Consider the following 19,176-nt stretch of genomic DNA (forward strand, 5'->3'; position numbering starts at 1 on the left):
TCGCTTGATATCTAGTATGACGTCTGTCGCACCTGCTTGATCGCGGCCGCGATAGCTAGATCGCGTTGCTCCTCTTCTCCATCCGCGTTCCAAGCTGCGGAAAGGCACCCATAAGCGTACGCCTGGTCGAGCAGGCGACGCGGATCGACGTCCAGCGCACGAGAGAATGCGTCCGCCATCTGTGCAATGCGTCTAGGATCGAGACAAAGGTCGTCTCTGTCAGCCGGATCGTAGAACATATTGGCGGCGCCAAAGCCCACTTCACCGACCAGACCGACGGGATCTATCACCAGCCAGCCGCGACTGGAGAACATGATGTTTTCATGATGCAGATCGCCATGTAGCCCACGCAGTTCCGAGGCATTGCTCATCATTTGATCGGCTATAATCGCCGCGTGGACGTAGTCAGTTTGACAACCTGCGTTTTGATCATCGCGCGCCCGCTGAAACAAAGCTGCAAAGCGATCCCGGATCGGGAGAAGGGCAGAAGGCAGGGGTTCCTCAGATGCGGCATACAGCTTCGCCATTAGTTCCGCTGCAATTTCGGTCGCCTGGTAGTCGCCGTGCTCGGCAACGATGTGAGAGAGCATTCGCTCCCCGGCATATTCGAGCAACATCAGATTGTTCTCACGACCGAGCAACCGGACTGCTCCCCTCCCATTGCGCCATACCAGATAGTCGGCCCCGCGCAGTTCATCAGCAATGTCTTCTATAGGTTTCAATCCCTTGACGATTGCAGGAGTCCCGTCTGGCAATGAAACTTTCCAAACGAGGCTGGAAAAGGTGTCCGCAATGAGAACAGGTTGCGAAACGTGCCAATGAGCAGGAAAAACAGGCGGCATGAACATCAACCCCAAGTCAGAGGGTCCAATCGCAGATAGAAGGCAAGGCGTTCGCGGTCGGGGGCTTCGATCCCCAATACATTGAATAGGACAGCGAAGGCGCGCTCTGCTTCATCTGGCGCTGCCCAGTTCTCTTCGGCGTTAGCAATCATGAGTGCCAAATCGGCATAGCGATCTGCTGTTCCGAGCCGCCCAAGGTCGATCAGACCCGTGCATTGAAGAGTTTTAGGGTCCACCATGAAGTTCGGCATGCAGGGATCACCATGGCAAACAACCATATCGGTGCGCTCTTGGTCGAGCCGCACCGGTAGCTCTCGTTCGACACGAGCCAAAAGATCGAGCTGCGGCGTACTCTTGTCCTCGTCCGGTAAGAAGTCGGGATTGACGGCATTGCGGGACACCACATCAACGGCGCGTCCGAACATTCGCGACAGCCTGCGCTCAAACGGACATTGATCAACCGATAGGCTGTGAACAGCGCCAAGTTGCTGCCCCATTGACGGCCACGCTTTGAGCAAATCCGCTCCAGACAGATCAGCCGCCGGTACTCCCGGAATTGCCGTTATCACCAAGCATGCACCCTCCTGTTCCTCCTGCCAGTTGATGACCTCGGGGCAAGCCACACCTCGACCTTTGAGCCAAATGAGGCGGTCACGCTCTCCAGCGAGCTCACCGCGGCGGGAAGCAGGTGCGATTTTCGCGAAGGCATGCCCGTCACCACGTCGAAAAACAAAATCACCAGATTCTCCGCCTCTGACAGGCAACCAGTCAGAATGCGATTCACCAAAAAAAATATTAGTTCGATTCAATGGAGGTTCCTTCAGTTTTCTGATGAAGCGCGGAGGTGGCTCAACTTGCGAAAAGAAACGAGTTGCGACGTAAGTCCGAGAACATGCTTTCCATGGTCTCTGAGCTCGCCTTTGGGACCGACATATCGGTAGAGAGTGACGCGCTCGATGCCGAGTTCCTTGCAGAGATCGGAAACTGAAGTATCGCGCTGGGCCATGGCGGCTTGCGCGAGACGCACCTGAGCTTTGGTGAGCGCGAATTTTCGTCCGCCCTTGCGACCGCGCGCTCTCGCGGAGGCGAGACCCGCCATGGTGCGCTCTCGGATCAGATCCCGCTCGAACTCGGCCAAGGTGGCGAAGATTCCGAACACCATGCGACCGGACGCAGTCGTGGTGTCGATCTGAGCGCCCTTTCCAGTCAGAACCCGCAGGCCGATCTTGCGGTCTGACAGCTCCTTCACCGTGTTGACCAGATGGGCAAGCGATCGTCCGAGGCGATCGAGCTTCCAGACCACCAGCACATCGCCGTCACGCAATGACTTGAGGCAGGCAGTCAAGCCAGGGCGATCATCACGACCGCCGGAAGCAAGATCATCATAGATATTGTCCCGTTCGACACCTGCGGCGCGCAAGGTGTCGTGCTGCAGGTCGAGAGACTGCGAGCCATCGGCTTTGGAGACGCGGGCATATCCGATCAGCATGTATCACAAACGTTGGTTTGAGGCGGCGCTTCGGCCACGATTGCATTGACCTCTGGAAATGTATCTCAACCAGCTTCATAAACAAAGCGTCTTGAACGCTATCAGATTTTGAAAAAGGAACATGTATGCCGCGTCGCGTCACTCTAACCGATCGGCAGAAAGACGCGCTGTTGCGCTTGCCGACTTCACAGACGGATTTGCTCAAGCACTATACGCTGAGTGATGAAGACCTTGGGCATATCAGGCTGCGTCGGCGCGCTCACAACAGGTTCGGCTTCGCCCTGCAATTGTGTGTCCTGCGCTATCCCGGCCGGGTGCTGGCTCCAGGCGAACTGATCCCTGCAGAGGTCATCGAATTTATCGGAGCGCAGCTTGGCCTGGGTGCCGACGATCTCGTAGACTATGCTGCCCGCGAGGAAACACGGCACGAGCATCTTGCCGAGTTACGGGGGCTCTACGGCTTCCGCACCTTCTCCGGACGTGGTGCGAGCGAGCTGAAGGAATGGTTGTTCCGAGAAGCCGAGATGGCGGTGTCGAACGAGGATATCGCCCGTCGCTTCGTAGCCGAGTGCCGACGCACCCGCACTGTCCTTCCCGCGACATCCACGATCGAGCGGCTTTGTGCCGCGGCTCTCGTCGATGCCGAGCGACGCATCGAGACGAGGATCGCCATTCGTCTGCCTATGTCGATCCGAGAACAGTTGCTGGCATTGCTCGAGGAGACGGCTGATGATCGGGTGACCCGTTTTGTGTGGCTGCGCCAGTTCGAGCCTGGCTCGAACTCTTCGTCGGCCAACCGGCTGCTCGACCGGCTCGAATATCTGCAACGCGTCGATCTCCCCGAGGATCTGCTTGCCGGCGTTCCTGCCCATCGGGTGACTCGTCTGCGCAGGCAGGGTGAACGGTATTATGCCGACGGCATGCGCGATCTCCCGGAGGACAGGCGGCTTGCGATCTTGGCTGTTTGCGTCTCGGAATGGCAGGCGATGTTGGCCGACGCAGTGGTCGAAACCCACGACCGGATCGTCGGCCGTCTCTACCGTGCTTCGGAGCGTATTTGCCATGCAAAGGTCGCAGACGAAGCGGGGGTGGTGCGTGACACCCTGAAATCCTTCGCCGAGATCGGGGGCGCCCTGGTCGATGCACAGGATGATGGCCAGCCGCTGGGCGACGTCATCGCGAGCGGATCAGGGTGGGACGGCTTCAAAACCCTTGTTGCAATGGCAACCAGGCTCACCGCCACCATGGCCGACGATCCGCTCAACCATGTGCTCGACGGTTATCACCGCTTCCGCCGATACGCTCCACGCATGTTGCGCCTGCTCGATCTGCGAGCTGCGCCCGTTGCACTGCCGCTTCTGGAAGCGGTGACGGCCCTTCGTACCGGTTTGAACGATGCCGCGATGACCAGCTTCTTGCGGCCCAGCTCGAAATGGCATCGCCACCTTCGGGCCCAGAGGGCTGGCGACGCTCGCCTATGGGAGATCGCGGTGCTGTTCCATCTGCGCGATGCGTTCCGCTCCGGAGATGTCTGGCTTACTAGGTCCCGGCGCTATGGCGATCTGAAACACGCACTCGTTCCGGCACAAGCCATCGCGGAAGGCGGTCGTCTCGCTGTGCCATTGCGGCCGGAGGAATGGCTGGCAGACCGGCAAGCTCGCCTCGACATGCGGTTGCGCGAGCTTGGCCGTGCCGCTCGCGCAGGCACGATCCCGGGCGGGTCGATTGAAAACGGCGTTCTGCATATCGAGAAACTCGAAGCCGCCGCGCCGACAGGCGCCGAAGATCTGGTGCTCGATCTCTACAAGCAGATCCCGCCCACGCGCATCACCGATCTCCTGCTGGAGGTGGATGCGGCGACCGGCTTCACCGAAGCGTTCACCCATCTGCGCACAGGAGCACCCTGCGCTGACCGGATCGGGCTAATGAACGTTATCTTGGCGGAAGGGATCAACCTCGGCTTGCGCAAAATGGCGGATGCGACAAACACCCACACCTTCTGGGAATTGATCCGCATTGGACGGTGGCATGTCGAGGGCGAAGCCTATGACCGGGCGCTGGCCATGGTGGTCGAGGCACAGGCAGCGTTACCCATGGCCCGGTTCTGGGGCATGGGCACGTCGGCTTCGAGCGACGGACAGTTCTTCGTCGCTACAGAGCAAGGTGAGGCCATGAACCTGGTCAACGCGAAATATGGCAATACCCCGGGCCTGAAAGCCTATAGCCACGTCTCCGACCAATATGCGCCGTTCGCAACCCAGGTGATTCCTGCAACGGCAAGCGAAGCGCCTTACATCCTCGATGGCCTGCTGATGAACGATGCTGGACGCCATATCCGCGAGCAGTTCACCGACACGGGCGGCTTCACCGATCACGTCTTTGCCGCATGTGCCATTCTCGGCTACCGGTTCGCTCCGCGCATCCGCGACCTGCCATCCAAACGGCTCTACGCGTTCAATCCGTCGGCCGCCCCGGCGCACCTGCGAGCGTTGATCGGCGGAAAGGTCAACCAAGCCATGATCGAGCGCAATTGGCCCGACACCCTGCGCATCGCCGCCACCATTGCTGCCGGGACCGTCGCGCCAAGCCAGATTCTGCGGAAACTCGCCTCCTATCCGCGGCAGAACGAGCTCGCGACAGCCCTGCGGGAAGTCGGTCGCGTCGAGCGCACCCTGTTCATGATCGACTGGATTCTGGATGCCGAACTCCAACGGCGTGCCTAGATCGGGCTCAACAAAGGCGAAGCTCATCATGCGCTGAAGCGGGCAATCAGCTTCCACCGCCGCGGTGAAATCCGCGACCGTTCCGCCGAAGGCCAGCATTACCGCATCGCCGGCATGAATCTGCTCGCCGCCATCATCATCTTCTGGAACACCATGAAGCTCGGCGAGGTCGTTGCAAACCAGAAACGCGATGGAAAGCTGCTATCGCCCGATCTCTTGGCCCATGTTTCGCCGCTCGGATGGGAACACATCAATCTCACCGGAGAATATCGCTGGCCAAAGCCTTAGCGTAGGATTCCGCCCCCTCCCGCAAACGACCCCAAGCTGCCCGCGCTCGACCGCTTGGGCCAGTTCCGGCGTCGTCCATCCATCCGGCCGGAAAGCGCTCATTCTCTTTCCCTGAATGCCCGCAACGCCCGCGACAGGGACAGAAGGAACAGGCCGGTCAAACCGAGCGCCGCGATGACCCAATGCTCGCCGAGGAAAGCACCGGCGGTTGTGCCGGCCAGCACGACAGCGAGGATGGGCAGGTGGCAGGGGCAAGTCAGCACAGCCAGTCCGCCCCACAGGTAGCCGGTGATCGGTTTGTGCGTCTCGGACGGCAAGCGCTCGGGGTTGTTCATGGCAGACTCTCCGCGTGCTGTGCCGGCTCGGTCGGCAGGGTGGCCAACTGCACTTCCAGATCGGCCAACGCTTCGCGCCGACGCTCGACGAACTGACGCAGCAGGGCAAGCTGCGCGGCCGCTTCGTCGCCGTCCGCCGCATCCAGCGCCCGGCACAGCCGCGCCAGCGCGTCGAGGCCGATGCCCGCCTCGAAGGCCGCCCGCACGAAGCACAGCCGTTGCAAGGCGGCGTCATCGAACAAGCCGTAGCCGCCTGGTGTGCACGCCACCGGGCGCAGCAATCCGCGCAGCAGGTAGTCGCGCACGATATGCACGCTCACCCCGGCATCAAGAGCCAGCCGGGACACCGTGTAGGCGTTCATTGAACACCTCCTTTTTCTCACCCGGCGCAGCAGGAAAGCTGCTTCACATCCTTGTTGAAGGTCTGCGCCGCGAGCTTCAACCCCTCGACCATCGTCAGGTAGGGGAACAACTGGTCGGCCAGTTCCTGCACCGTCATGCGGTTGCGAATGGCCAGAGCCGCCGTCTGGATCAGTTCACCCGCTTCCGGCGCGACCGCCTGTACGCCGATCAGCCGATGGCTGCCTTCCTCGATAACCAACTTGATGAAGCCGCGTGTGTCGAAGTTGGCGAGCGCACGCGGCACGTTGTCCAAGGTCAAGGTGCGGCTGTCGGTCTCGATCCCGTCGTGGTGGGCTTCCGCCTCGCTGTAGCCCACGGTCGCCACTTGCGGATCGGTGAACACCACGGCCGGCATTGCGGTCAGGTCGAGCGCCGCATCGCCGCCGGTCATGTTGATCGCGGCACGGGTGCCGGCCGCTGCCGCCACATAGACGAACTGCGGCTGGTCGGTGCAGTCGCCGGCCGCGTAGATGTTCGGGTTGCTCGTGCGCATGCCTTGGTCGATGACGATGGCACCTTGCGCATTGACAGTGACCCCCGCTGCGTCCAGCGCGAGGCTGCGCGTGTTCGGTGTCCGACCGGTGGCAACCAGCAGTTTGTCGGCGCGCAATTCACCGTGCGTGGTGGTCAGCACGAATTCACCGTCCATATGGGCGACCTGGCTGGCTTGCGTGTGCTCCAGCACCTCGATGCCCTCGGCACGGAAAGCGGCTGTCACCGCCTCGCCGATGGCCGGGTCTTCACGGAAGAACAAGGTATTGCGCGCCAGGACCGTGACCTTGCTGCCCAGCCGGGCAAAGGCTTGCGCCAGCTCCAGCGCCACCACCGACGAGCCGATTACGGCAAGGCGTTCGGGAATGGTGTCGCTCGCCAGGGCCTCGGTGGAAGTCCAGTAGGGTGACTCTTTCAAGCCCGGAATCGGCGGGACCGCCGGGCTGGCACCCGTGGCGACCAGGCAGCGGTCGAACATCACGACGCGCTCGCCACCCTCGTTCAAACGGACGGTAAGGCTCTGGTCGTCCTTGAAGCGCGCCTCACCGTGCACAACGGTGATGGCCGGATTACCGCCCAGGATGCCTTCGTACTTGGCGTGCCGCAGTTCGTCGACGCGGGCCTGCTGCTGGGCCAGCAGCTTACTGCGGTCAATCGTAGGCACAGTTGCCGCAATACCGCCATCGAACGGGCTTTCCCGGCGCAGATGGGCGATGTGGGCGGCGCGGATCATGATCTTGGACGGCACACAGCCGACATTGACGCAGGTGCCGCCGATGGTGCCGCGCTCGATCAGCGTGACCTGCGCGCCTTGCTCGACGGCCTTCAGCGCCGCCGCCATCGCGGCTCCACCGCTGCCAATGACCGCTACCTGCACCGGGGGCTCGTTGCCACTGTGCTTTTCGGCGGCGGCCATCCATCCCCGCACCTTGTCGAGCAGTCCGACGCGGTTGTCCGCCAGTGGCGCATCGGCTAGCGTTGCCTTGTAGCCCAGTCCGGCCACAGCGGCAGTCAGCGCGTCCGGCGATGTGCCCGGCACGATGGCGAGTTGCGCTGTGCCCTTCGGATAGGACACCAGCGCCGACTGCACGCCTGGCACTTTTTCCAGCGCTTCCTTGACGTGCGCCGCGCACGAGTCGCAAGTCATGCCGGTGATTTTTAGATGGGTCATGCAACAGATCCTTTATCGTTTGTGGCGCCAGACAATGACGTCCGTTGTGCTGCGGTGCCGTTTTCAGTGACTCACTGCTTGACGCTGGACGGATAGCCCGCGTCTGCGGTTGCCTTGGTCAGCTTCTGCACGCTGGTCTTGGCATCGTCGAAGGTGACGACCGCTTGGCGTGTCTCGAAAGTCACGTCAACTTTGCTGACGCCTTCGACCTTGGAAATCGCCTTCTTGACAGTGATCGGGCAGGCGGAGCAGGTCATGCCCGGTACGGACAGCGTGACGGTCTGGGTGGCGGCCCAGACGGGGGCAACAACGGCGGCGAGGGCGAGGGAGGCAAACAGTTTCTTCATGGTGAACTCCGATCAGTAGAAAAATGGCATGACGTAGGGAAATCCGAGCGCGACCAGAACCAGCGCGGCCACGATCCAGAAAATGAGCTTGTAAGTAGCTCGCACTTGGGGAATCGCGCAGACCTCACCCGGTTTGCAGGCCGCTGCCTGCCGGTAGATGCGCCGCCAGGCGAAGAACAACGCCACCAGCGCCACGCCGATAAAGATGGGGCGATAGGGTTCCAACACCGCCAAGTTGCCGATCCAAGCGCCGCTGAACCCCAAGGCGATCAGAACCAACGGCCCGAGGCAGCAAGCCGAGGCGAGGATGGCGGCAAGCCCTCCAGTGAAGAGCGCGCCGCGCCCGGTTTTTGGTTCAGACATGCGCTTGTCCTTTCGAATTGAAATTGGATAGCGTAACCTTACTTCCGTACTCATGTACGGAGTCAAGCGATATGGAAAACAATTTGGAGAACCTGACCATTGGCGTTTTCGCCAAGGCGGCCGGGGTCAATGTGGAGACCATCCGTTTCTATCAGCGCAAGGGCTTGTTGCTGGAGCCTGACAAGCCCTATGGCAGCATCCGCCGCTATGGCGAGGCGGATGTAACGCGGGTGCGCTTCGTGAAATCAGCCCAGCGGCTGGGCTTCAGCCTGGATGAGATCGCCGAGCTGCTGCGGCTGGAGGATGGCACCCATTGCGAGGAAGCCAGCAGTCTGGCCGAGCACAAGCTCAAGGACGTGCGCGAGAAAATGGCTGACCTGGCGCGCATGGAGGCCGTGCTGTCTGAGTTGGTGTGCGCCTGCCATGCGCGAAGGGGGAACGTTTCCTGCCCGCTGATCGCGTCACTACAGGGTGGAGCAAGCTTGGCAGGTTCGGCTATGCCTTAGCGTGCTTTATTTTCCGTTTTCTGAGACGACCCCACATCGAGCGGCTGAAGACATTTCAGCTGGTGGACTTGCCCGAAGGCCTGGGCCGACACATCCACCAGAACCGCCTGCTCAAGCTGGCCCGCGAGGGTGGGCAGATGACGCCCAAAGACCTCGGCAAGTTCGAGCCGCAGCGACGCTACGCGACCCTGGCCGCCGTGGTGCTGGAGAGCACCGCGACGGTGATTGATGAGTTGGTCGATCTGCACGACCGTATCCTGGTCAAGCTGTTCAGCAGCGCGAAGCACAAGCATCAGCAGCAGTTCCAGAAGCAGGGCAAGGCGATCAACGACAAGGTGCGCCTGTACTCGAAGATCGGCCAGGCTCTGCTGGAAGCCAAGGAAAGCGGTAGCGATCCCTATGCCGCCATTGAGGCGGTGATTCCCTGGGACGAGTTCACCGAGAGCGTCAGCGAGGCCGAGCTGCTGGCCCGGCCGGAAGGCTTCGACCATCTGCACCTGGTCGGCGAGAACTTCGCCACTCTGCGCCGTTACACGCCGGCCTTGCTGGAGGTGCTGGAACTGCGCGCTGCCCCGGCTGCGCAAGGCGTGCTGGCAGCCGTGCAGACCCTGAGCGAGATGAACGCCTACAACCTGCGCAAGGTGCCGGCCGATGCGCCCACCGCCTTCATCAAGCCGCGCTGGAAGCCGCTAGTGATAACCCCGGAAGGCCTCGACCGGCGCTTCTACGAAATCTGCGCCCTGTCCGAGCTGAAGAACGCGCTGCGCTCCGGTGACATCTGGGTCAAGGGCTCGCGGCAGTTCCGCGACTTCGACGACTACCTGCTGCCGGCAGAGAGGTTCGCCGCGCTCAAGCATGCGCAGGCTCTGCCCCTGGCGATCAACCCGAACAGCAACCAGTACCTGGAAGAGCGCTTGCAGCTGCTGGACGAGCAGCTGGCCACCGTCACCCGCCTGGCCAAGGACAACGAGCTGCCCGATGCCATCCTCACCGAGTCCGGGCTGAAGATCACCCCGCTGGATTCCGCGGTGCCCAATACCGCGCAGGCGCTGATCGACCAGACCAGCCATTTGCTGCCGCGCATCAAGATCACCGAACTGCTGATGGACGTGGACGACTGGACGGGCTTCAGCCGCCACTTCACACACCTGAAGGACGGTGCCGAGGCCAAAGACCGGACATTGCTGCTGTCAGCGATCCTGGGCGATGCAATCAACCTCGGGCTGACCAAGATGGCCGAGTCGAGCCCCGGCCTGACCTACGCCAAGCTGTCCTGGCTGCAAGCCTGGCACATCCGAGACGAAACCTACTCGGCGGCCCTGGCCGAGCTGGTCAACCACCAGTACCGTCATACCTTCGCCGCTCACTGGGGCGACGGCACGACCTCTTCTTCCGATGGCCAGCGCTTCCGGGCGGGTGGTCGAGGCGAAAGCACCGGCCACGTCAACCCGAAGTACGGCAGCGAGCCGGGGCGGCTGTTCTACACCCACATCTCCGACCAGTACGCACCGTTCAGCACCCGCGTGGTGAATGTCGGCGTGCGCGACTCTACCTATGTGCTCGACGGTCTGCTGTACCACGAGTCCGACTTGCGGATCGAGGAGCACTACACTGACACGGCTGGCTTCACCGATCATGTCTTCGCCCTGATGCACCTGCTGGGCTTCCGCTTCGCACCGCGCATCCGCGACCTCGGAGAAACCAAGCTGTATGTTCCGAATAGCGTCCAGGACTACCCGACATTGCGCCCAATGGTTGGCGGCACCCTGAACATCAAGCACGTCCGCGCCCATTGGGACGACATCCTGCGCCTGGCCAGCTCGATCAAGCAGGGCACGGTCACCGCCTCGCTGATGCTGCGCAAGCTCGGCAGCTATCCGCGCCAGAACGGCCTGGCCGTGGCCCTGCGCGAGCTGGGCCGGATCGAGCGCACGCTTTTCATCCTCGATTGGTTGCAAAGCGTCGAGCTGCGCCGGCGCGTGCATGCTGGACTGAACAAGGGCGAAGCCCGCAACTCCCTGGCCAGGGCGGTGTTCTTCAACCGCCTCGGCGAGATCAGGGATCGGAGCTTCGAGCAGCAGCGCTACCGGGCCAGTGGCCTCAACCTGGTGACGGCCGCCATCGTGTTGTGGAACACGGTGTACTTGGAGCGCGCCACCCAGGCGATGGGCGATGCGGGGAAGTCGGTGGATGGTGAGCTGCTGCAATACCTGTCGCCGCTGGGGTGGGAGCACATCAACCTAACCGGCGATTACGTCTGGCGGCAGAGCCGCAGACTGGAAGACGGGAAGTTTCGGCCCTTACGGATGCCCGGAAAACCTTAGCGTACGATTTTTTCCGAATTCTGCGGGCTCCCCTATCTCATCTGCGCAAGGCAGAACGTGAAGACGGCCGCCCTGGACCTCGCCCGCGAGCGCCAGGCGCACGAGGCCGGCGCGCGGACCCGCGCCACGGCCCACGAGCGGACGCCGCAGCAGGAGCGCCAGAAGGCCGCCAGAGAGGCCGAGCGCGGCCGTGAGGCTTGGACGCTAGGGCAGGGCATGAAAAAGCCCGTAGCGGGCTGCTACGGGCGTCTGACGCGGTGGAAAGGGGGAGGGGATGTTGTCTACATGGCTCTGCTGTAGTGAGTGGGTTGCGCTCCGGCAGCGGTCCTGATCAATCGTCACCCTTTCTCGGTCCTTCAACGTTCCTGACAACGAGCCTCCTTTTCGCCAATCCATCGACAATCACCGCGAGTCCCTGCTCGAACGCTGCGTCCGGACCGGCTTCGTCGAAGGCGTCTATCGCGGCCCGCAACAGCGGCGAGAGCGGAGCCTGTTCAACGGTGCCGCCGCGCTCGCCGGCATCGCTGTCGCCGGCCTGCTCCTCAAGCACGGCCCCAACAGTGAAGTAGCTGATTGTCATCAGCGCATTGACGGCGTCCCCGGCCGAAAAACCCGCCTCGCAGAGGAAGCGAAGCTGCGCGTCGGCCGTTTCCATCTGCGGTGCGCCCGGTCGCGTGCCGGCATGGATGCGCGCGCCATCGCGGTAGGCGAGCAGCGCCTGCCTGAAGCTGCGGGCATTCCCGATCAGAAATGAGCGCCAGTCGTCGTCGGCTCTCGGCACCGAATGCGTATGATTCTCCGCCAGCATGGCTTCGGCCAGTGCGTCGAGCAGCGCCCGCTTGTTCCTGAAGTGCCAGTAAAGCGCCGGCTGCTGAACCCCCAACCGTTCCGCCAGTTTGCGTGTCGTCAGACCGTCTACGCCGACCTCGTTCAACAGGTCCAGGGCGGCACGGATCACTGTATTCGGCTGCAACTTTGTCATGCTTGACACTTTATCACTGATAAACATAATATGTCCACCAACTTATCAGTGATAAAGAATCCGCGCGTTCAATCGGACCAGCGGAGGCTGGTCCGGAGGCCAGACGTGAAACCCAACAGACCCCTGATCGTAATTCTGAGCACTGTCGCGCTCGACGCTGTCGGCATCGGCCTGATTATGCCGGTGCTGCCGGGCCTCCTGCGCGATCTGGTTCACTCGAACGACGTCACCGCCCACTATGGCATTCTGCTGGCGCTGTATGCGTTGATGCAATTTGCCTGCGCACCTGTGCTGGGCGCGCTGTCGGATCGTTTCGGGCGGCGGCCGGTCTTGCTCGTCTCGCTGGCCGGCGCTGCTGTCGACTACGCCATCATGGCGACGGCGCCTTTCCTTTGGGTTCTCTATATCGGGCGGATCGTGGCCGGCATCACCGGGGCGACTGGGGCGGTAGCCGGCGCTTATATTGCCGATATCACTGATGGCGATGAGCGCGCGCGGCACTTCGGCTTCATGAGCGCCTGTTTCGGGTTCGGGATGGTCGCGGGACCTGTGCTCGGTGGGCTGATGGGCGGTTTCTCCCCCCACGCTCCGTTCTTCGCCGCGGCAGCCTTGAACGGCCTCAATTTCCTGACGGGCTGTTTCCTTTTGCCGGAGTCGCACAAAGGCGAACGCCGGCCGTTACGCCGGGAGGCTCTCAACCCGCTCGCTTCGTTCCGGTGGGCCCGGGGCATGACCGTCGTCGCCGCCCTGATGGCGGTCTTCTTCATCATGCAACTTGTCGGACAGGTGCCGGCCGCGCTTTGGGTCATTTTCGGCGAGGATCGCTTTCACTGGGACGCGACCACGATCGGCATTTCGCTTGCCGCATTTGGCATTCTGCATTCACTCGCCCAGGCAATGATCACCGGCCCTGTAGCCGCCCGGCTCGGCGAAAGGCGGGCACTCATGCTCGGAATGATTGCCGACGGCACAGGCTACATCCTGCTTGCCTTCGCGACACGGGGATGGATGGCGTTCCCGATCATGGTCCTGCTTGCTTCGGGTGGCATCGGAATGCCGGCGCTGCAAGCAATGTTGTCCAGGCAGGTGGATGAGGAACGTCAGGGGCAGCTGCAAGGCTCACTGGCGGCGCTCACCAGCCTGACCTCGATCGTCGGACCCCTCCTCTTCACGGCGATCTATGCGGCTTCTATAACAACGTGGAACGGGTGGGCATGGATTGCAGGCGCTGCCCTCTACTTGCTCTGCCTGCCGGCGCTGCGTCGCGGGCTTTGGAGCGGCGCAGGGCAACGAGCCGATCGCTGATCGTGGAAACGATAGGCCTATGCCATGCGGGTCAAGGCGACTTCCGGCAAGCTATACGCGCCCTAGGAGTGCGGTTGGAACGTTGGCCCAGCCAGATACTCCCGATCACGAGCAGGACGCCGATGATTTGAAGCGCACTCAGCGTCTGATCCAAGAACAACCATCCTAGCAACACGGCGGTCCCCGGGCTGAGAAAGCCCAGTAAGGAAACAACTGTAGGTTCGAGTCGCGAGATCCCCCGGAACCAAAGGAAGTAGGTTAAACCCGCTCCGATCAGGCCGAGCCACGCCAGGCCGAGAACATTGGTTCCTGTAGGCATCGGGATTGGCGGATCAAACACTAAAGCTACTGGAACGAGCAGAAGTCCTCCGGCCGCCAGTTGCCAGGCGGTAAAGGTGAGCAGAGGCACGGGAGGTTGCCACTTGCGGGTCAGCACGGTTCCGAACGCCATGGAAACCGCCCCCGCCAGGCCCGCTGCGACGCCGACAGGATCTAGCGCTGCGTTTGGTGTCAACACCAACAGCGCCACGCCCGCAGTTCCGCAAATAGCCCCCAGGACCGCCATCAATCGTATCGGGCTACCTAGCAGAGCGGCAGAGATGAACACGACCATCAGCGGCTGCACAGCGCCTACCGTCGCCGCGACCCCGCCCGGCAGGCGGTAGACCGAAATAAACAACAAGCTCCAGAATAGCGAAATATTAAGTGCGCCGAGGATGAAGATGCGCATCCACCAGATTCCCGTTGGAATCTGTCGGACGATCATCACGAGCAATAAACCCGCCGGCAACGCCCGCAGCATCGCGACCGTCATCGGTGAGAAGTTCGGCAGGTATTGGGTGGTGACAATGTAGGTGCTGCCCCAAATGGCAGGTGCTATCGCTGTGAACAATAAATCGGGCGTGCGTAATGACATGCGATTACAAGACCTCCGCTACGGCGATGGGTTTTTGAGAGTTGCAGGCGCCGCGATGACCGCACCCTGACTTGGACTGGCCCTGCCTCGCACCAATCCACCTGCGGCTATGGCCGCGATCATGCGAGGCCCGAAAATTACACGACCTGTACACGTCCGCCGAACCCGGAACGCAACAGAGCTTCGTGGGCATCCCGATCCGGGTCGTAGCAGCAGTCCTGGACCAAACGCACGTCGTAGTCCGCATCACTAGCCCAGGCGACGCTTGAAAGAACAACGCCGGTGGTGCTTATCCCGGCCATGACAAGCGTGCTTACGCCGCGCGTCCGAAGGTCGGCGTCGAGCGCCGTGCCATAAAAGACGCTGGCTCGCGGACATGCATAGAAAAGGTCGCCCCGTTCGATCGCAAGCCCTTCGACGGGCAGACCGGTGCGAAATCGTCCGCTCGGGAGATACGGTGAGATTTGGCGATTCGTCGCCGGCGGCGCATGTTCATACTCTTCGCCGAGCGAAAAGTTGGGGAACAGCACGGGCCGGCCGCGCAAGGCGTGCTGGCAGCCGTGCAGACCCTGCGTGAGATGAACGCCGACAACCTGCGCAAGGTGCCGGCCGATGCACCCACGGCCTTCATCAAGCCGCGCTGGAAGCCGCTGGTGATCACCCCGGAAGGCCTCGACCGGAAATTCTACGAAATCTGCGCCCTGTCCGAGCTGAAGAACGCCCTGCGCTCCGGCGACATCTGGGTCAAGGGCTCGCGGCAGTTCCGCGACTTCGACGACTACCTGCTGCCGGCCGAGAAGTTCGCCGCACTCAAGCGCGAGCAGGCCCTGCCCCTGGCGATCAACCCGAACAGCGACCAGTACCTGGAAGAGCGTTTGCAGCTGCTGGACGAGCAGTTGGCCACCGTCACCCGCCTGGCCAAGGACAACGAGCTGCCCGATGCCATCCTCACCGAGTCAGGGCTGAAAATCACCCCGCTGGATGCGGCGGTGCCGGATCGGGCGCAGGCGCTGATCGACCAAACCAGCCAGTTACTGCCGCGCATCAAGATCACCGAACTGCTGATGGACGTGGACGACTGGACGGGCTTCAGCCGCCACTTCACCCACTTGAAGGACGGGGCCGAGGCCAAAGACAGGACGTTGCTGCTGTCCGCAATCCTCGGTGATGCGATCAACCTCGGGCTGACCAAGATGGCCGAGTCGAGCCCCGGCCTGACCTACGCCAAGCTGTCCTGGCTGCAAGCCTGGCACATCCGCGACGAAACCTATTCGGCGGCCTTGGCCGAGCTGGTCAACCACCAGTATCGCCACGCCTTTGCCGCCCACTGGGGCGACGGCACGACCTCATCCTCCGATGGCCAGCGCTTCCGCGCGGGTGGCCGGGGCGAGAGCACCGGGCACGTCAACCCGAAGTACGGTAGCGAGCCGGGACGGCTGTTCTATACCCATATCTCCGACCAGTACGCGCCGTTCAGCACCCGCGTGGTGAATGTCGGCGTCCGCGATTCCACCTATGTGCTCGACGGCCTGCTGTACCACGAGTCCGACCTGCGGATCGAGGAGCACTACACCGACACGGCCGGCTTCACCGATCACGTCTTTGCCCTGATGCACCTGCTAGGCTTCCGCTTCGCGCCGCGCATCCGCGACCTCGGCGAAACCAAGCTGTACGTGCCGCAGGGCGTGCAAGCCTACCCGACGTTGCGCCCGCTGATCGGCGGCACCCTGAACATCAAGCACGTGCGTGCCCACTGGGACGACATCCTGCGCCTGGCCAGCTCGATCAAGCAGGGCACCGTCACCGCCTCGCTGATGCTGCGCAAGCTCGGCAGCTACCCGCGCCAGAACGGACTGGCCGTGGCCCTGCGCGAGCTGGGCCGGATCGAGCGCACGCTGTTCATCCTGGACTGGCTGCAAAGTGTTGAACTGCGCCGCCGCGTGCATGCCGGCCTGAACAAAGGTGAGGCGCGCAACTCGCTGGCCAGGGCGGTGTTCTTCAACCGCCTTGGGGAAATCAGGGATCGGAGCTTCGAGCAGCAGCGCTACCGGGCCAGCGGCCTCAACCTGGTGACGGCGGCTATCGTGCTGTGGAACACGGTGTACCTGGAACGCGCCACCCAGGGGTTGGTCGAGGCCGGCAAGCCGGTGGACGGCGAGCTGCTGCAATTCCTGTCGCCGCTGGGCTGGGAGCACATCAACCTAACCGGCGATTACGTCTGGCGGCAGAGCCGCAGACTGGAAGACGGGAAGTTTCGGCCCTTACGGATGCCCGGAAAACCTTAGCGTACGATTTTTTCCGTTTTCTCTATTCGCCCCCTGCAGCGCAGAAGCACCTTCGGTGACCAAGAGCTGCGCCCTTGGATCCGCAAACCAAAAGCGCGGAGAGGCCCTAAGACATATATGTGTTAGGGTATTGAACTAGACTCCTGATCTGCCCAGGCAGGCGGGCGTTACGCCTGGATCGGCTACGGCAGAGCGCTGGGGGGCCGGCCTGGAGGCCGGGCGCTGCCGCCCAGCCCAGTCAGAACCGGGCACGGCTCGGGAAATCGCCCTGCAGTTGCCCACCGCCCAGGCGATGTTGCGCACCTGGTCCGTGGACAACTGCACCGTTCGCTCTGGCCCTTGTTGGGGCCCCGCTCACTGGACGATTTTGTGTGTGGGCTGGGCAACAGCGCAGAGAGCGGCCTTCGGCGACCAAGGGCTGCGCCCTTGGATCCGCAAGCCCGAAGTGCCGGCCTCCGAATCAAGGCCTACCGCATATATGTGTTAAGGCTTAAACCGGCGATGTGCTACGCAGTCATCGAAGTCATCCCGGTAACGGACACGGATCTCTGTCATGGCCATGACCAGGGCTTGCACCATCGGCTCCAGAGTCGCCTCCAGCTGATCCAGGATCTCAGGACCGACCTTTGATTTGTTGGCTGCTGTGCGCCCCTGCGTTGCGAACTTCTCCAGTGCAATCCGTACGTCCACCCCTCTCCCGAGCAGCTTAGCGCAGAGATTTTCAGCCAGGGTTGGGGTTATATCCAGCCCGTTCAGCCGCTCCACCTGCAGGAAAGAAAACACCAGGTCGCGCTTGCAGCGCTTGTGCGCTGCACCGAGTTCCGCGCCGCAGTGGCTGGCCATCTGGCGCAGGCTGCCTTCCCGATTTTCCAGGTATCGACGGTAACCATCGAGGCGGTCGGCGTACGCCGATTTAACGTCGCTCTCGTACAGCTGCAGCAAGTCGTCGCGTGACGGTATGTACATGGGAGGTGATCTCCTGCTGGATCGTAGTCCTAACGCATATATACGTTAGGGCCTCACCGGCAGCAAGTCGCCTCGCCGGCAGCGGCCAGGCGGGGGCAACTGACGCCCTTCGGTTCTCAGTCGTCCCCGCCCGGCTGGGCATCAGGGTCGTGCGGCACTTCCACCAGCTCGCCGGCCTCAAGGAAACGTACGTCGCAGTCCACACAGAGCAACCGCCCGCTCAGGCCTGGCTTGCCCCACACGTTCAACTTGCAGCTGGGGCAGGTGTACTTGCGCTTGTTCTTCGGATCCTCAGCCGGCGTTGCCGGCTGAATCAGACCCGCGACAGTCAGCGCCGGTATATCGATGGTCGGATCCTCGGGCTGGGGTAAAGGCTCCCCACCTGGCCCGTATAACTGCGTTGCGGACATAGGTACCCGCTGGGTGACGATATCGATCCAGGAAATCATGGCGCCGGTTGCGAGCAATTCTTCGCATGCCACATCGAAGGGACCGCCCTCGATGATGTAGTGCGTCATCTGCTGCCCGCACCGGCGCCCGCCAGGCTCACCCGTGTGCGAAGGCATCAGCCCGATGGCCTCCATTTTGTCGGCCCACTCACGGTTGTGATACCCGCCGCGAGACTTCTTCCCGAAGCAGTCCTGCCACTGGTGCGCCTGTTCATGCACCAGCGTGGACAGCGTTTGCTTGATGCTGCGATGCGCGAAGTAGGCGCAGTTCAGCGCGATTTCATCGCTCTTACCCGAGCCATTCCGGCGCAGGAAGCGCGATGGCGAGTAGTAGCCGAAAGTGTTGGCCTTGCGCTGTAGGGTGAAGATGCAGCCAGGAAGCTGGCCACCGTACAACCGATCATTGAACCAGTCGTACGCGCCTTCGATTTCGTCATAGAGCAGCTGGCTTGGGGTTGCGGACATGCGGCCTCCATTTCTCGCACGCGAGAATCCCCCATGCTGATCGCTCAACGTCAGGGGGGTGAACGTTACAGGCATTGTAACCTGTATCGTACGATACAGGTTACACATCAAAAAAAGGGGGCACGCCCCCTCACCGTCCAATCAAAAAGCCGGCTCCAACAGCGGCAAGCACAGCAGCGGCGCCGAGCGCCGCGCCGACCAGCAGCAACAGCGCCGTATACCGGATGGCCCGGCGTTCCGCCTGTGCGCTAATCAGGTTCGCGGTACTGCGGTTGATCTCGTTACCGATCCGTGCCGCCGCTTCACGGCCTGCCTGCACCAGGGCGTTGCGCTGTTCCTCCATCATCGACTCAAAGTTCAGCTGCGTTTGCAGCAGGACTTTGCCTGCTGCATCGCGTACGGCCTCGGACGTTTTAGCCGCCAGGTCGGCGTCGACCTGTTCCAGGCGCCGCACGATGGCGTCAAAATCCTCCATCATTTGCGCGACCATCGCTTCGCGGGCCGTGGTCGGGTCCTTGGCCATCGG

General features: G+C 62.2%; 17 protein-coding genes and 4 pseudogenes. 6 read left to right on the forward strand and 15 right to left on the reverse strand.

The genetic code is table 11. The annotated features are described in order from the left end of the window. Positions 1-11: 11 nt before the first annotated feature. The 3 genes from ACP6KB_RS28170 to ACP6KB_RS28180 are packed head-to-tail and all read right to left on the reverse strand — an operon-like array spanning position 12 to position 2,331. Positions 12-848, reverse strand: coding sequence for an aminoglycoside O-phosphotransferase APH(6)-Id (locus ACP6KB_RS28170; RefSeq protein WP_000480968.1), 837 nt, complete (start codon positions 846-848; stop codon positions 12-14). After that, positions 848-1,651: an aminoglycoside O-phosphotransferase APH(3'')-Ib gene (gene aph(3'')-Ib / locus ACP6KB_RS28175; RefSeq protein WP_001082319.1), complete on the reverse strand. Its 804-nt coding sequence runs from the start codon at positions 1,649-1,651 to the stop codon at positions 848-850. The genes ACP6KB_RS28170 and aph(3'')-Ib overlap by 1 nt, the downstream gene beginning before the upstream one ends. An 11-nt stretch (positions 1,652-1,662) precedes the next feature. After that, entirely contained in the window at positions 1,663-2,331 is a 669-nt protein-coding gene (locus ACP6KB_RS28180; protein ID WP_023434504.1) for a recombinase family protein, read from the reverse strand. 125 nt (positions 2,332-2,456) lie between these two features. Between ACP6KB_RS28180 and ACP6KB_RS28185 the strand changes: the two are divergent. After that, a pseudogene (locus tag ACP6KB_RS28185) lies at positions 2,457-5,342 on the forward strand (Tn3 family transposase). Here the strand turns inward: ACP6KB_RS28185 and ACP6KB_RS28190 are convergent. The 6 genes and pseudogenes from ACP6KB_RS28190 to merT form a co-directional block, all read right to left on the reverse strand. Further along, a pseudogene (locus tag ACP6KB_RS28190) lies at positions 5,328-5,444 on the reverse strand (Diguanylate phosphodiesterase); the annotation flags it as partial. The pseudogenes ACP6KB_RS28185 and ACP6KB_RS28190 overlap by 15 nt on opposite strands. Then, entirely contained in the window at positions 5,441-5,677 is a 237-nt protein-coding gene (gene merE / locus ACP6KB_RS28195; RefSeq protein WP_003132004.1) for a broad-spectrum mercury transporter MerE, read from the reverse strand. The pseudogene ACP6KB_RS28190 and the gene merE, both read right to left, overlap by 4 nt. Further along, a complete protein-coding gene (gene merD / locus ACP6KB_RS28200) occupies positions 5,674-6,039 on the reverse strand; it encodes a mercury resistance co-regulator MerD (protein ID WP_000995360.1) in 366 nt (121 codons plus the stop codon). Before merD ends, merE begins: the two co-directional genes overlap by 4 nt. 17 nt (positions 6,040-6,056) lie before the next feature. Next, positions 6,057-7,742: a mercury(II) reductase gene (gene merA / locus ACP6KB_RS28205; protein WP_003156770.1), complete on the reverse strand. Its 1,686-nt coding sequence runs from the start codon at positions 7,740-7,742 to the stop codon at positions 6,057-6,059. A gap of 71 nt (positions 7,743-7,813) precedes the next feature. Continuing rightward, positions 7,814-8,089, reverse strand: coding sequence for a mercury resistance system periplasmic binding protein MerP (gene merP / locus ACP6KB_RS28210; RefSeq protein ID WP_003131987.1), 276 nt, complete (start codon positions 8,087-8,089; stop codon positions 7,814-7,816). A 12-nt stretch (positions 8,090-8,101) separates the two neighbouring features. Beyond that, positions 8,102-8,452 carry a mercuric ion transporter MerT gene (gene merT, locus ACP6KB_RS28215; RefSeq protein WP_003131974.1) on the reverse strand — a complete coding sequence of 117 codons (351 nt, stop codon included), beginning with the start codon at positions 8,450-8,452 and terminating at the stop codon, positions 8,102-8,104. 71 nt (positions 8,453-8,523) lie between these two features. Here merT and ACP6KB_RS28220 point away from each other — a divergent pair, with 71 nt between their 5' ends. The 3 genes and pseudogenes from ACP6KB_RS28220 (at position 8,524) to ACP6KB_RS28230 (ending at position 11,582) form a co-directional block, all read left to right on the forward strand. Continuing rightward, the gene (locus ACP6KB_RS28220; protein WP_003131969.1) at positions 8,524-8,958 is read left to right on the forward strand and encodes a mercury resistance transcriptional regulator MerR; all 435 of its coding nucleotides are present in this window, start codon (positions 8,524-8,526) and stop codon (positions 8,956-8,958) included. Between the two features lie 32 nt (positions 8,959-8,990). After that, positions 8,991-11,282 (forward strand): annotated as a pseudogene (locus ACP6KB_RS28225) (Tn3 family transposase); the annotation flags it as partial. A 57-nt stretch (positions 11,283-11,339) separates the two neighbouring features. Then, entirely contained in the window at positions 11,340-11,582 is a 243-nt protein-coding gene (locus tag ACP6KB_RS28230) for a transposase (RefSeq protein WP_000844627.1), read from the forward strand. Between the two features lie 31 nt (positions 11,583-11,613). Here ACP6KB_RS28230 and tetR(A) read toward each other — a convergent pair whose 3' ends face one another. Next, positions 11,614-12,264, reverse strand: coding sequence for a tetracycline resistance transcriptional repressor TetR(A) (gene tetR(A) / locus ACP6KB_RS28235; protein ID WP_000164043.1), 651 nt, complete (start codon positions 12,262-12,264; stop codon positions 11,614-11,616). Positions 12,265-12,369: 105 nt separating this feature from the next. On the opposite strand from tetR(A), the gene tet(A) reads away from it, so the two are divergent. Continuing rightward, positions 12,370-13,569, forward strand: coding sequence for a tetracycline efflux MFS transporter Tet(A) (tet(A), locus tag ACP6KB_RS28240; protein WP_000804064.1), 1,200 nt, complete (start codon positions 12,370-12,372; stop codon positions 13,567-13,569). A 31-nt stretch (positions 13,570-13,600) separates the two neighbouring features. Here the strand turns inward: tet(A) and ACP6KB_RS28245 are convergent, their stop codons facing one another. Next, a complete protein-coding gene (locus ACP6KB_RS28245; RefSeq protein ID WP_000058717.1) occupies positions 13,601-14,485 on the reverse strand; it encodes a DMT family transporter in 885 nt (294 codons plus the stop codon). 137 nt (positions 14,486-14,622) lie between these two features. Continuing rightward, positions 14,623-15,015, reverse strand: a complete 393-nt coding sequence (locus tag ACP6KB_RS28250) for a cysteine hydrolase family protein (RefSeq protein ID WP_001351729.1) — start codon at positions 15,013-15,015, stop codon at positions 14,623-14,625. A 3-nt stretch (positions 15,016-15,018) separates the two neighbouring features. Here ACP6KB_RS28250 and ACP6KB_RS28255 point away from each other — a divergent pair. Next, positions 15,019-16,770: pseudogene (locus tag ACP6KB_RS28255) on the forward strand (Tn3-like element TnAs1 family transposase); the annotation flags it as partial. A gap of 483 nt (positions 16,771-17,253) precedes the next feature. Here ACP6KB_RS28255 and ACP6KB_RS28260 read toward each other — a convergent pair. From ACP6KB_RS28260 to ACP6KB_RS28270, 3 genes are all read right to left on the reverse strand, one after another. Further along, on the reverse strand, positions 17,254-17,736 hold the full coding sequence (locus ACP6KB_RS28260; protein ID WP_232866811.1) for a hypothetical protein: 483 nt from the start codon (positions 17,734-17,736) through the stop codon (positions 17,254-17,256). A gap of 116 nt (positions 17,737-17,852) precedes the next feature. Then, positions 17,853-18,650 carry a SprT-like domain-containing protein gene (locus ACP6KB_RS28265; protein ID WP_032495640.1) on the reverse strand — a complete coding sequence of 266 codons (798 nt, stop codon included), beginning with the start codon at positions 18,648-18,650 and terminating at the stop codon, positions 17,853-17,855. A gap of 130 nt (positions 18,651-18,780) precedes the next feature. Beyond that, positions 18,781-19,173 (reverse strand): hypothetical protein, encoded by a 393-nt coding sequence (locus ACP6KB_RS28270; protein ID WP_070085834.1) that lies wholly within the window; start codon positions 19,171-19,173, stop codon positions 18,781-18,783. Positions 19,174-19,176: the final 3 nt, after the last annotated feature.

Source organism: Pseudomonas sp. NUPR-001, assembly GCF_052147955.1.
GTDB lineage: Bacteria > Pseudomonadota > Gammaproteobacteria > Pseudomonadales > Pseudomonadaceae > Aquipseudomonas.

Excerpts from the sequence above, each read along its gene's own strand:
- ACP6KB_RS28180 (WP_023434504.1), bottom strand. The coding sequence starts at position 2,331 with ATGCTGATCGGATATGCCCGCGTCTCCAAAGCCGATGGCTCGCAGTCT.
- merT (WP_003131974.1), bottom strand. The coding sequence starts at position 8,452 with ATGTCTGAACCAAAAACCGGGCGCGGCGCGCTCTTCACTGGAGGGCTT.
- ACP6KB_RS28220 (WP_003131969.1), top strand. The coding sequence starts at position 8,524 with ATGGAAAACAATTTGGAGAACCTGACCATTGGCGTTTTCGCCAAGGCG.
- ACP6KB_RS28270 (WP_070085834.1), bottom strand. The coding sequence starts at position 19,173 with ATGGCCAAGGACCCGACCACGGCCCGCGAAGCGATGGTCGCGCAAATG.
- merD (WP_000995360.1), bottom strand. The coding sequence starts at position 6,039 with ATGAACGCCTACACGGTGTCCCGGCTGGCTCTTGATGCCGGGGTGAGC.
- merP (WP_003131987.1), bottom strand. The coding sequence starts at position 8,089 with ATGAAGAAACTGTTTGCCTCCCTCGCCCTCGCCGCCGTTGTTGCCCCC.
- merE (WP_003132004.1), bottom strand. The coding sequence starts at position 5,677 with ATGAACAACCCCGAGCGCTTGCCGTCCGAGACGCACAAACCGATCACC.
- ACP6KB_RS28170 (WP_000480968.1), bottom strand. The coding sequence starts at position 848 with ATGTTCATGCCGCCTGTTTTTCCTGCTCATTGGCACGTTTCGCAACCT.
- merA (WP_003156770.1), bottom strand. The coding sequence starts at position 7,742 with ATGACCCATCTAAAAATCACCGGCATGACTTGCGACTCGTGCGCGGCG.
- ACP6KB_RS28265 (WP_032495640.1), bottom strand. The coding sequence starts at position 18,650 with ATGTCCGCAACCCCAAGCCAGCTGCTCTATGACGAAATCGAAGGCGCG.
- ACP6KB_RS28245 (WP_000058717.1), bottom strand. The coding sequence starts at position 14,485 with ATGTCATTACGCACGCCCGATTTATTGTTCACAGCGATAGCACCTGCC.
- ACP6KB_RS28260 (WP_232866811.1), bottom strand. The coding sequence starts at position 17,736 with ATGTACATACCGTCACGCGACGACTTGCTGCAGCTGTACGAGAGCGAC.